Raw genomic sequence first — 12,397 nt, forward strand, 5'->3', positions numbered from 1 at the left:
GGCAATGACTGCCGCGATGAACGTCTTTCGCCGTCTCCGTCGGTGCATTGATCGCTGCGGGGAACCCTGTTCCCCGACTGCGTCATCGCCGCTCTCCTCGGCAAGCTCGTCGGCGATCAACTCGACCAAAGCCAGCGGCACGCCTGTCGTCACAGCTACATACGACAGATCTCTGCCCCGTCGCAGGAGGGCTGAAGCCAGCAAGACGCGGTAGCTGGCGCGACCGTCTGGGCCGCGGCGTTCCTTCGGCGATACTGTCCCGTCGGGCACGGCCGCCGCCCGACGGCTGTCAACGACAGGCGGAGGAACGCGGCCGCCAAGCAGGTACGGCGAAGAGAAATCGAAGGACGTTCGCCCGGCGGCCGGGGCTGCCGCCGCAGGCGCGGGTCCGCCCGCCTTGCGCCGCTTGAGACGACACCAGCAGATGAAAAAGCGGAATGCGCGCATTGGTCGGCCTTCCTCGAAGGAGCGGCGGCGCAGCCACCGACAGGCGGGACCGATCGGTGGCGGCGCTCCGAAATCCAGTTTCCGGCCGACTGTTTGCTGTACAGCCCTGCCGTTGTCGCGAGTTAACTACCGATACTGATCTGCACGATCTTGACGACGACCAGGGCGAATGCCACGAGCAGATAGCCTCGTAACACCATCAAACCCAGTTTGTGCTGAGTCGACAGGACAGGGCGGGCAAGTTCAGACAACGGCGGCATCCGCCAGGTGTCACGATCTGCTTCCGGTGCAGAGCCAGCGGATTCTTCGTCGTGGGTGTCGCCGGCGCGAACCTCAGCTGCCTTGCCGACCAACGCTTTCATGCGAGCGCGGCGAGACGCGAGAAGCAAGTAGACGCCGAGCAGCGCCCCGAGACCGCCGCCGCCGCCGAGGATGGCGAGGATCACTCCGGAGCCGATGTCAGGGAACAAGACACTGGCCGTGAGGATCACAGACAGCAGCACCAGCACCCATACGACAATTCCGGTGAACACGTTTACCCCGCGACCGTTCACCCACGGGCCGAGAACGGCCTTGTCATTGCACAGCAGCAGCAGAAACACCGACGCCGACGGCAGCAAAACACCAGCGAGAGTCTGGACACCGCTGGTGAGAGCGCCAAGCGGCACCCCGGGAGTGAGCACCAGCACCGCTGCCACTGCCATCAGCCCGGCGTAACAGACATAGAAGCCTTTGGCCTTGGTCACCGGCCGGTGCAGCGAGTGGTTGATCGAGAGCACGTCGCTGAGAGCGTAAGAAGTGGACAGCCCGACCGCGGCCGCGCCCAGGATCGACGCGTCCAACAGTCCGATCGCGAACAGCACGCCCGCAGTGTGGGAGACATACTGCCCCAGACCGGCGGCAGTGCCCGCGGCATCAGTGTAGTTCCCGAACTCCGGGCGTCCGGCGAATGTTCCGGCACAGAAAATCATCATCGCTGCCGCGCCGGCCACGACGATCACGATCCCGATAATCAGGTCAGCCCGCCCGTAGCGGATGAACCGCGGAGTGATCCGCTTGTCGATGACGTAGGACTGCTGAAAGAATAGCTGCCACGGCGCGACCGTGGTGCCGACAATAGCAATGATCAACAGCATTACGTCGGAGAGCTGTCCCGAACCTCCAGGAATAGCGGGAACGACAAAGTCATGGGCAATCTGCCCGACCGGCGGATGGACCATGAGCACAATCGGGATGATGACCAGCGAAAAACCTACCAATACCAGCGACAACCGTTCGAAACGCCGGAAGCTTCCGGTGCTCACCGCGGCGACGACCAGCACCGCGGCCACGATCACGGTCGGGATTTTCGGCAGCCCGAGGTAGGAGCAGGCCAGACTCACCCCGACGAACTCGGTGACGATGGTCAGCGCGTTGAGGACGAACAGGTCGATGACGCTGAACGCGCCCCAGAATTTCCCGAATCTCTCCAGGATGAGCCGCGCGTGCCCTACTCCGGTCACCGCGCCCAGGCGCAGCACCATCTCTTGGTTGACGAATATCACAGGGACCAGCATCAGCAGCGTCCACAGCAGCGTGGTGCCGTAGTTCTGCCCGGCTTCGGTATAGGTGCCGAACGCGCCCGCATCGTTGTCTCCGACCATCACGATCAGACCCGGGCCGACAATAGCCAGCAGAGTCGTCAGTCGGCGTCGCAGGGTGCGGCGCGGACCGGTGTCCTCTTGGCGAATGGTGCCCATTGCACCGCGAATGTCCCCGACATGCAGGTCGTCGAGGACCGCGGTGCGCGATGCCGCCGAACCAGGGCCGGCGCCTTCAGCGCCGGGCACGGTCTTGTTCTCGGTCATGTTTCCTTCTTTTCCTCGTGGCCCGCCAATCGCAGCCGTGATCCGTCAGAGCAACACTGGCCTGAAGGCAGCACCGAGACACGCGGCAACCTACTGGAATGGATTTTTATGGCGCTGCGCGCTGTCCAGTGCGCTCAGCCGATGAGGCGTTCTGGTGCGCCCGACGTCCCACCCCGGACAAAAAGAAGCGGCGAGTCGAGCTGACGCCCGGAAATCACGGCAAGCCGCTTCCGAACAGGCCGGAACAGGAGCCCAGGTTAGTGCAGCGAGCCGCATCAGGCGCTCGCGGCAACCAGCCCGGTCAGCATCCGCAGCCGTCGAACGCGAATCAGAGCGCGCGCAGTCCGCATCGCGGAGTTCGGCAGGGCCATTGTCGGCCCCTGCTACTGCTAGACATTAGCCCTCACCTCCCCCGGTCCTCCGACCTCAGCGAAGCCACACTAAGTCACATTCAATGACTTGCGCAAGTGTAAGACTGGCGGCGTTTCGGCTTCATGGTGCGAATGGCTGCGCCCGCCGGCTCGGCAGGCTGCGCCGTCCCGCGCACCGGCCAGCGCCGGAATCGAGATGCCGACAGCCCGGGCAGCCGCCACAGCACCCGCTGCGTTTGGAATCTCGTCAACGACGGTCACCATGTTGCGAGACAAGAAAAATGCCGAGCATCGACACCGTGCGAGCGCCGGTGTTGGCCAGCAGCGTCGTTCGAGGTGCTGTGCTTGCCGAACAGCCCCAGATCGGCCACAGCGAGCGTTGCGATCAGCGATGGAGCGTGCGGCGCTGGCGTGTTCCCGCCAAATCGGTTCGGAAGCCGTCGCTCTGCCGGGTACACGAAGTCGCGCCGGGTTCGTCGAGCGGACGGCGCACCGGATGAGCAGCCGCATGCTCGCCTGCGTTCCCTGCCTCGCCCGCCGAGCAGCACGACGCGATCACAGTTCGATCCGGCCTCTTCGACGGTCCGCTCCCGACAGTCGAAGACAAGGGCAGCCTCCGTACATGGCCTGGCGATAACCAGACGTCAAGACGAGCCGGGGCGGCGGGAGACGCCTTTTCGGCTTCGGAGTGAGGATTCAGGTGACAGGCTGCGGGGGTGCGTGCTCGGCTCAGTCCCGATGCGCACGGAGGACGGCCGTCATCCGCCCCGCGTCTCGTCGTGTTCGCCTGGCAGGTCGCTTGATCAATCGGCTCGACGCGGGCTTTCTGCTGACGCCGTCAGTCTTCTGTCTTCAGCGGGAACTGGATGCTGAACAGCGGCACTTGCCCGACGGAGCGTCCTTCCGCGTCGAGCATCCTGCCCATCAGTTTTACCGGGCGCGCCATGACGGCGCGGTCGACTATCTCCAGGTGGTGGGGGGGGGGGAACCTCGCCGCGAGCGTGTCTTCCAAAGCAACAATCTGGCGTTGGGACGTCAGCCAGGCGATGAGCAGCACGTTCGCCTCGCCGCTGACGGCGGCGCATATCCGGGTCTCCGGCAGGGCCGCGAGCGCTTGCGCGGCCACCGCGAGCGGATCCGGCTGCACCCGGATCCGCAGCATCGCGGTGACCGGCGCGGGCGAGAGCGAACGGGCGATCTCGCAACACAGGATCAGCGTCCCTGAGGCGAGGAGCACGGCGAGCCGCCAGCGTACCGTCGTCTCCCCTGTTCCGATGCGGGCGGCGATCTCCGATGCCGGGGCTCGACCGTCCTCGCCGAGAACTTCCAGGAGTGCGTGGTCAAGCGGATCGAACCGGTTCGGCAGAGACGCGCGCCGTACCGAGGACCGGAGAAGGGTGTCGCGGCGGCCCGGCGGAATCGCGCGCACCCGCCAGGTGTCGCCCTCTCGGAACAGGCGGGGCAGGACGTGTGTGCGGCTGGAGACCGCGCCGGACACCGCGGAGAGCTGGTGCGTCAGGTACTCCGCGAGGTCCTGCAGCGACCGGGCGACGACGTGCACCAGAAGGTCGTGCTGACCGTCGGTGCATTCGACGCTGGTGACGCGGGAGTCTGCGGCCAGCCTCCGCGCAATGTCCAGCGCGCAGCCGGGCGCGCAGCCGATCTCGACGAAGCTCAGCACCATCCGGCCGCGCAGATCACCGCCGCGGTAGGCGGTGATCCAAGCATCTCCTCGTTCGACCAGCCGCTGCCATCGGCGCGCGGCGGTGAAGGCGCTCATTCCGGCCGCTTTCGCGACCGCCGACCAGGGCGCGCGGGGCCCGGACTGAAGCGCGTCGACTAGCTTGAGATCGTCCTCGCTCAACATCTGGCGGATTCCTTTATCAAGCGGGATTTTCGCGGCTGATCCGTGAAGATCCGGGCCGCAATGCCGCAGCATGGAACATCATCACATCACGCTGGATACCCCGGGAGCCACTCGATGCGTCTTTTTCCCAGCACGGCCATGTCCGAACGCGAACTGCTTGTGCCGCGTGACTCGACCGCCCCGCTGAAGCCGTTCTCCGCGAGACCTCTAGCATGCCGAGTCCGCCGAGAACGAAAGAGCGTCGGCAAAGATCTTGCACCGCGACACATTCTTGCCGTCAGTTACGCATCGGATCGGCCTGACCGCGCTGCCGGCTTCCGCGCAGCGTCACATCCGCTTGCCTGTTCCAGGGCCCGATCCGCTGCACTGCAGGCGAGGAAACCATGGGAACTCCGGGCCGGGAACTGCCACTGGCATCTCTGCCGTGCTTTCGCGTGACTTCGCACCACCCTGATTTTCTCGTTCTCGCACACCTGCCTTCGTCAGGATTCACTGGTTCCGGGAGGAACTGAGCAATGCTGTTCTCGCCCAGGTCCCGGGCGCGACGCGTCCGCACGTGCATCACCGCGGTCGCGATGCTGGTTCTGGCCGCGTGCGACCGCTCCCCGTCCGGCGGCACCCCGCCGGGCCGAGCGGTAAATCTGGAGTACTTTGTCGCGCCGTCGACCTTCGATCCCGCCGCGGGCAGAGCGCTCGACGACTACATCGGAGCGAACCTTCTGTTTTCCACGCTCACGGCGCGCGACTTCGACGGCACGATCATCCCGAATCTCGCTTCCGGCTGGAACGTGCGGTCAGCGTCCGAGTACTCCCTGACCATTCGCGACGACGCTGCCTGCGCCGACGGCGCAAAGATCACACCGGCGGTCGTCGCGGCCTCGCTGGCCTACTACGCAGACAACGACAACGATGCGCATCCTTCCGCCGCTCCAGTGTTCGGCTTGGGGAAGACGACGATCACCGCAGATGATGCGGCCAGAACCGTCTCGATCACGCTCGGCCAGCCCAACAGCGAGTTTCTCGCCGCGCTGTCCGTGCCCCAGGCCGGGATCATCTGCCCCGCCGGTCTCGCCGACAAGGCAGGGCTGGCAGCAGGCTCGGTGAAAGGCGCGTTCTCCGGTCCGTACACTCTCGGCTCAGCAAAGCCGGGAGTCGAATACTCCTACGACCTGCGCCCAAGCTTCACACAGTGGGTCAAGTACGCCAGGATTCTGCCGGGCGTGCCGCCCGGCAGAATCGTTTTCGGCATCCGTGCCGATCCGTCGACCACCGCGAGCAAACTCCTCTCCGGCGGTCTCGACATCGGTTCCGCCACCGGCGACACCATCCGCCGGTTCGCGGGCCGCAGCGACTACAACCGAGTCAATCTGATCATCGCAAGCGTGTATGTGGCTTTCAACGAGACACCCGGCCGCTACTTCGCAGGCAAGCCGGAGGCGCGCAAAGCAGTCGCGCAGGCGATCGACCGCGCGGCCTTCACCATGATCTTTTCCAACGATCTCAGCCCTATCTTCAATTCGGTGATTCCGAGGGACTACAAGTGCGCGCTCGAAGACCCTTCCCTGGTCCCGGCACCGGACCCGGCCGCGGCCGCGGCGGTGCTTCGGGGAGCCACCGTCAAGTTCCCTGCCTCGATGGGATTCGGCGACCGGGGAAAGGGCGCTGACTACCTGCAGAAGGCGCTCACCGGTGCGGGTGCCGCCGTCGAACTGACCAAGCACGACAACGCGTCCTGGGTCGCCACGATCCAGAACGCCCAGGCGGACTGGGACATGACCCTGATGTCGGACGTCAACGCGCTGAACCTCATGAGCCCGTCGCTGACCAGAGTGATCGGCCCCAGCTACCAGACGGGCGGCCGCAACGTGACCGCGTCGAAGAACCCGGACGGCGAAGCGGCTGTCGCCGCAAGCCAATCGGCTACCGATCCGAGAGAACAGTGCAGGCAATTCAAGATCGCACAGAGGTCTGTGCTGTCCCGCCAGGACGTCGTCCCGTTGGCGGGCATCGCGTCGAGCCTCGTCTCGGTCCCGGATGTGACGATCGAGGCGCCCGCGGGCACTGCGAACTACGCGACCATCAGACTGGCGAACACGACACATCCAACTGGTTGACGAAGACGCTGGTCCCCGCACGGCGGCTCACACCGGACCGCCGACAGGCATTCCTGCCTTCCGACCTACCAGACCTCGATATTGGGGGTATTCGCTCATGCCGCGTTCTTGCCGTCCCGTCACTCTCGAACCGCCCCGGCACCGGTCCACCCGGACCGTCGGACTCGCGATCCTCAGCGTCGCCGGTCTCCTGGCCGCGGTCCCCGCTGACGCTGCCCCGGCGGATCAGCAGCGTCAGCGGGACTTCGCGGCCGCTGCCAGAGAGTTCGGCGTCCCCGAGAACGTTCTGCTCGGGGTGTCCTACATGGAGTCGCGCTGGGACTTCAACGGCGGAACCCCGAGCACTTCCGCCGGATACGGCCCGATGCACCTGACCGACCTCCGCGAAGCAGGCTCCGGCACGCATCATGACAAAGGCCACGAGGACCCGCGCGGAGACGATGCCCGCCAGGTAAAACTCCTGTCGGTCCCGGCATCGCAGTCTCCCCCGCCGAGCCTGCAGACCATCGATGAGGCAGCCGCGCTGATCGGCGAGGACGCCGCGACGTTGCGAACGAACACTGCCCAGAACATCCGCGCGGGTGCCGCTTTGCTGGCGAAGTATCGGCGTGAATCCGGCAGTTGGAACGCTGCCGTCGCGCGCTACAGCGGCGCGAAAGACTCAGCGGAAGCGCAGGCTTTCGTCGACGAAGTCTTCGACACTATTTCCCAGGGCATCAGCCGCAGAACCGATGAAGGTCAGAGCGTCAGGCTTACCGCCACGCCAGTGAGTCCTCTGCGCTCCCGGTCCGACAGCCCAAAGACAGAATGTCCGAACACCACCTCATGTCTGCCGGTGCCGGCGCCGTACCAGGAGTTGCCGAACAACGACTACGGCAACCACGACAAGGCGGACCGGCCGAAGAGCCAGGAGGTCGAATACATCGTTATCCACGACACCGAGGTCGGGTGGGACGAGGCGTTGCGTCTGGTCCAGGATCCGACGTACGTGAGCTGGCACTACACGATCCGGTCGGCAGACGGCCGGATCGCGCAGCACGTGCCGACCAAGGACGTCGCCTGGCACGCGGGAAACTGGTACGTCAACGCGAAGTCCGTCGGCATCGAGCACGAGGGCTTCGCCGCGAAAGGCGCCTGGTACACGGAGGCGATGTACCGCAGCTCCGCGAAGCTCGTCGGCCACCTCGCCCGGAAGTACGACATCCCGCTCGACCGCGCGCATATTCTCGGCCACGACAACGTTCCAGGCACGACACCCGCGACGATCAAGGGCATGCACTGGGATCCCGGTCCGTACTGGGACTGGGCGCACTACTTCGGCCTGATGGGCGTGTCCCTGTCCGGCTCCGGCCGTCCCGGTTCGCCGCTGGTGACCATCACCCCTGACTACGCCGCGAACCAGCCCCCGTTCACCGGCTGCGAAACCGCCGGCCAACCCTGTCCGGCACGAGGATCCGGTTCGGTCGTGCTGCGCAGCGAGCCGAACGACTCGGCGCCCCTGCTCCAGGACATCGGCCTGCGCCCGGACGGTTCGGCGAGCACGCTGGACGTTTCCGACATCGGCAGCCGGGCGGAAACCGGCCAGCAGTACGTGGTCGCCGAACGGCGTGACGACTGGACAGCGATCTGGTACCTCGGCCAGAAGGGCTGGTTCCGCGACACTCATGCGACGAGCCCGGCGTTCGGCCTGGCCGTCACGCCGAGACCCGGCCTGGCGACCGTACCGGTCTTCGGGCGCGCGTTTCCCGAAGCGGAGGCCTACCCAGCGAACGTGCCAGTGCAGCAGGTCGTCCCGCTGCCGTACACGTTCTCAGCCGGACAGCGGTACTCACTCGGGAACGTGCTCGGCTCCGAATACTACTGGGCAACGACGTTCGACCCGGCAAAACACGTGGTGGTTACGGGCAAGACACGCTATGTGCAGATCCAGTTCGGACACCGCATCGCCTTCGTCAAGGCGGACGACGTCCAACTCCTCCCCGCGCTCTGACCCGCTCCCGCCTTCCGCGCGGATCGCGTTCAGCCCATTCAAGACGACCGGCGCGAGAGCGGGTCCGGGGTCCACGTCCTGCCGGGCCGGCGACCGCAAGATCGGCCGGCACGAACCACGGGCTTCGTTGCGGCATTGCTGAGCTGCACTCGACACGAATCGGGAGACAACGCGGTGATCCCCCCAGAACTGGTCTTGAAGGCGCGGAAACATTTCGACTCGGGAGCGTTCTTCACCGAACTCGCCGAACTTGTCCGGTATCCGACCGTAAGCGATCATCCGTTCGGCCACGTCGCCATCAACGAGTACCTGTACGAGGTCCTGGCACCGGCGCTGACCGCGCTCGGCTGTTCAGTGGCGATGCATCCGAACCCGGACCCGGCCGGCGGCCCGTTCCTGATCGGCACCCGCATCGAGTCCCCGGAGCTGCCGACGCTCCTGTGCTACGGCCACGCCGACGTCGTCGACGGGCACGAGGGCCGATGGAGCGAAGGCCGAGACCCGTGGACGCTGACCGCCGACGGCGACCGCTGGTACGGCCGCGGATCAGCGGACAGCAAGGGACAGCACCTGATCAACCTCACCGCGCTCAGGCTGCTCCTGGCCGAGACGGGTTCGCTCGGGTTCAACCTCAAGTTCCTCTTCGAAACGGGCGAGGAGATCGGCTCGCCCGGGCTCGACGAGTTTGTCGCGGCGCACCGCGCGACCTTGAGCGCCGACGTCCTCATCGCGTCCGACGGCCCGCGCCTGGACGCGGAGACTCCGACGCTGTTCCTGGGAACGCGAGGCAGTGTCCGGATCTCGCTCGACGCGGACCTCCGTCCCGACGCCCACCACTCCGGGAACTGGGGCGGCGTCCTGCGCAACCCCGCCACCACCCTCGCCGGGGCGATCGCCTGTCTCGTCGACGGACACGGCCGCATCCAAGTGCCGCATCTCCTGCCACCCGAGCTCTCGGGCAGCGTCCGCGCAGCGCTTGCCGAGCTCACGATCGGTAGCAACCCAGGGGATCCGTCACTGGACGAAGGCTGGGGCGACACCGGGCTGACCGCGGCCGAGCGACTGTCCGGCTGGAACACCCTCGAAGTCCTCGCCATCGGCGCGGCCGACATCAATCGGCCGGTCAACGCCATTCCCAGCCGTGCGCGCGCGATGCTGCAACTTCGCTACGCCGAGGGAACCTGCGCCGACGGAGTGCACCGGGCGATCGCTCAACACCTTGCCGAACGAGGGTTCTCAATGGTCAAAGTTGCCGCCGAAGACGGTTTCCTCCCCAGCCGCACCCCGGTCGACGACCCGTGGGTCGACTGGGCCAAAGGCGTTCTCGACGAGGTTTCCGATCGTCAGGTGGCGATCCTGCCGAGCTTCGGAGGGGCTCTGCCGAACCATGTGTTCACCGACCTCCTCGGCCTCTCGACGCTGTGGCTGCCGCACTCCTATCCCGGATGCCTGCAGCACGCGCCCGACGAACACCTGCTCAAGCCCATCGCGCGTGAAGGCATCGTCCTCGCCACCGCGCTGTTTCACTCGCTAGGTCGGCACGGCGGCGAGACGGCGTAATTCTTCGGCAACTCGGCGGGCGGACCTTGACGAAGCCAGGCCAATTCTTAAGCGTCGGTGTCCTGCCTGATCGGCCATGAAGGACTCGGGCCGCAGAACAGACCACCGACGACGAACCGCATCCCGCACGGAACGGCAGCCGGTCGAACTGGCTCCGCCGACCAGACCGGGTGCTGATCTCGTTCATTTTCAGATAATTCCTCGACGGTTGAGACAAAAATACAGGCTGGCGAGCGTGCTGAGCCGGCGAATGGGTGCTCCGAGCAGTGTGACGAGTCTGTCCAGCCGGTAGCGCAACGAGTTCGGATGCAGGTGCAGTGCACGGGCGGCAGCAACGATCGTCTCCTGAAACAGGTACGCGACCATGTGCTGGCCCAGCAAATCCAGATTTCCGTTGGCACGGTGTTCTGCACCGTCCTGGGCGCACAATAATCTTGAGAGGAAGGTCGATCAATGGCTGATCGGATCACCGAGCAGGGCCAGGGCGGCCCGGACGAGGCGGCCGCGGGCGGGCCCCAGAAGCTCCGTTCCCGCCACATCACCATGATCGCGCTCGGCGGCATCATCGGAGCCAGCCTCTTCGTCGGTTCCGGGAACGTCGTGCGCGCCGTCGGACCAGCCGCCGTCCTCTCCTATCTCATCGGCGGGCTCCTCGTGTTCCTCGCGATGCGGATGCTCGGCGAGATGGCCGCGGCGCGGCCGGCGATCGGGTCGTTCATGGAGTACGCCCGGGTGGGGCTCGGCGAGTGGGCGGGGTACCTCGTCGGCTGGCTGTACTGGTACTACTGGATCGGCGTGATCGCGTTCGAGGCGGTCGTCGGCGGGTCGGTGCTCGGCGGGTGGTTCCCGGCGGTGCCGCAGTGGGTGTTCTCCGTCGTGCTGCTGCTGTTCTTCACCACCACGAACCTGGTGTCCGCGCGGTCGTTCGGCGAGGTCGAGTACTGGCTGGCGAGCATCAAGGTCGCCGCGATCATCGTGTTCCTCGCGGTCGGCACCCTGTTCGCGTTCGGGCTCTGGCCGAAGGCGAGCTTCTCCGTCCCGAACCTCTGGCAGCACGGCGGGTTCGCGCCCCACGGCTGGTGGCCGATCCTCAGCGGCGTCGCGATCGTGATCTTCTCCTACTTCGGCACCGAGATCGCCGTGATGGCCGCGGCCGAGTCCGAGGACCCGGCCAAGGGCGTGCGGCAGGCGGTCAGCACGGTGATCTGGCGGATCCTGCTGTTCTTCGTCGGCGGGGTGCTGCTGATCGTCACCATCGTCCCCTGGAACCAGCTGCCGAATCCCAAACAGGAAGGGCCGTTCGCGCACGCCTTCACGCTGTTCGGGCTCCCCGGCGCCGGTCTGGTGATGAACGCGGTCGTGCTCACCGCCGCCTGTTCGGTGCTCAACTCCGGGCTTTACTCCGCCGGACGGATGTTCTCCGCGCTCGCCGAGAAACGGCTCGCGCCGCGTGTGGTGGCCAGGAAGAGCAAAGCCGGCGTGCCGGCCGTCGCGGTGGTGGCCTGCACGATCGGCGGGTACATCGCGGTCTTCGTCAACTTCGTCGCGCCCGACTCCGGCATCTTCGACTTCATCATGAACTCCGCGGGCCTGGTCGCGCTGTTCGTGTACTCGTTCATCGCGTTCACCCAGATGCGGACGCGGCACAAGATGACGCCGCAGGAACGCGCCGGACTGAAGCTCAAGATGTGGCTGCACCCGTGGCTCGGCATCCTGACCGTCCTCGGCGTCGTGGCGATCATCGTCGTCATGCTGCTGACCGACGACTCCGCCCGCACCCAGGTGTGGACCAGCATCGTGTCGCTGGCCGTGATCGCGGCTTTCTGGCCGCTGGTACGCCGGGGACTCAGCCGGAAACAGGAAATGGAGGACGAGTAGCCAATGCGGCATGTCCCGAAAGTGCACTGTCGCCGCGTGGAAGCCGGTTTCGCTCCGCAGTCCGCCGATGAGAGAGCTGGCCGCTGCGGCGCATTGCGGATCACATGTGAGGAATGCTCGGAGCTGACGATCTCGCAGCCGCGGCCACGGCAGGGAACTTGACGTTTCCGGGCAAATCGAGTGCTGTTGGCCAGAACTGTTCGCTACGAGCGCCATCGTCGCCTCTGTGCCGTCGAGAACCCAGGCACGCTAACGATTCGTAAGCAGATCCTCCCAATCTTGATCCGGCCTGCACTGGCCCGCGCCGGCTTGACCGGACGGTT

7 protein-coding genes are annotated in these 12,397 nt (G+C 66.0%); 4 read left to right on the top strand and 3 right to left on the bottom strand.

The genetic code is table 11. The features are described 5' to 3' along the window. Window positions 1-569: 569 nt before the first annotated feature. Together ABD156_RS43870 and ABD156_RS43875 are read right to left on the bottom strand one after the other, a co-directional pair. Window positions 570-2,294 (bottom strand): NRAMP family divalent metal transporter, encoded by a 1,725-nt coding sequence (locus ABD156_RS43870; protein ID WP_344287430.1) that lies wholly within the window; start codon window positions 2,292-2,294, stop codon window positions 570-572. A 1,209-nt stretch (window positions 2,295-3,503) separates the two neighbouring features. Continuing rightward, entirely contained in the window at window positions 3,504-4,532 is a 1,029-nt protein-coding gene (locus ABD156_RS43875; RefSeq protein WP_344287432.1) for an Lrp/AsnC family transcriptional regulator, read from the bottom strand. Window positions 4,533-5,047: 515 nt separating this feature from the next. Between ABD156_RS43875 and ABD156_RS43880 the strand changes: the two genes are divergently transcribed. The 3 genes from ABD156_RS43880 to ABD156_RS43890 all read left to right on the top strand — a co-directional run bounded on the left by ABD156_RS43880 (window position 5,048) and on the right by ABD156_RS43890 (window position 10,196). Then, on the top strand, window positions 5,048-6,646 hold the full coding sequence (locus ABD156_RS43880; protein WP_344287434.1) for an ABC transporter substrate-binding protein: 1,599 nt from the start codon (window positions 5,048-5,050) through the stop codon (window positions 6,644-6,646). 97 nt (window positions 6,647-6,743) lie between these two features. Further along, window positions 6,744-8,636, top strand: a complete 1,893-nt coding sequence (locus ABD156_RS43885; RefSeq protein ID WP_344287436.1) for an N-acetylmuramoyl-L-alanine amidase — start codon at window positions 6,744-6,746, stop codon at window positions 8,634-8,636. Window positions 8,637-8,810: 174 nt separating this feature from the next. Next, window positions 8,811-10,196: a M20 family metallopeptidase gene (locus tag ABD156_RS43890; RefSeq protein ID WP_344287438.1), complete on the top strand. Its 1,386-nt coding sequence runs from the start codon at window positions 8,811-8,813 to the stop codon at window positions 10,194-10,196. Between the two features lie 189 nt (window positions 10,197-10,385). Here ABD156_RS43890 and ABD156_RS43895 read toward each other — a convergent pair whose 3' ends face one another. Continuing rightward, complete coding sequence (locus tag ABD156_RS43895) at window positions 10,386-10,562, bottom strand: helix-turn-helix domain-containing protein (protein ID WP_344287440.1); 177 nt, start codon at window positions 10,560-10,562, stop codon at window positions 10,386-10,388. Between the two features lie 87 nt (window positions 10,563-10,649). Here ABD156_RS43895 and ABD156_RS43900 point away from each other — a divergent pair, with 87 nt between their 5' ends. Continuing rightward, complete coding sequence (locus ABD156_RS43900) at window positions 10,650-12,074, top strand: amino acid permease (RefSeq protein WP_344287442.1); 1,425 nt, start codon at window positions 10,650-10,652, stop codon at window positions 12,072-12,074. Window positions 12,075-12,397 lie beyond the last annotated feature (323 nt).

Source organism: Amycolatopsis albidoflavus (assembly GCF_039525725.1).
Taxonomy (GTDB): Bacteria; Actinomycetota; Actinomycetes; order Mycobacteriales; family Pseudonocardiaceae; genus Amycolatopsis; species Amycolatopsis albidoflava.

Bases quoted from the DNA above. Each gene is read 5' to 3' on its own strand.
- ABD156_RS43870 (WP_344287430.1), bottom strand. From the start codon at position 2,294: ATGACCGAGAACAAGACCGTGCCCGGCGCTGAAGGCGCCGGCCCTGGT.
- ABD156_RS43875 (WP_344287432.1), bottom strand. From the start codon at position 4,532: ATGTTGAGCGAGGACGATCTCAAGCTAGTCGACGCGCTTCAGTCCGGG.
- ABD156_RS43880 (WP_344287434.1), top strand. From the start codon at position 5,048: ATGCTGTTCTCGCCCAGGTCCCGGGCGCGACGCGTCCGCACGTGCATC.
- ABD156_RS43885 (WP_344287436.1), top strand. From the start codon at position 6,744: ATGCCGCGTTCTTGCCGTCCCGTCACTCTCGAACCGCCCCGGCACCGG.
- ABD156_RS43895 (WP_344287440.1), bottom strand. From the start codon at position 10,562: ATGGTCGCGTACCTGTTTCAGGAGACGATCGTTGCTGCCGCCCGTGCA.
- ABD156_RS43900 (WP_344287442.1), top strand. From the start codon at position 10,650: ATGGCTGATCGGATCACCGAGCAGGGCCAGGGCGGCCCGGACGAGGCG.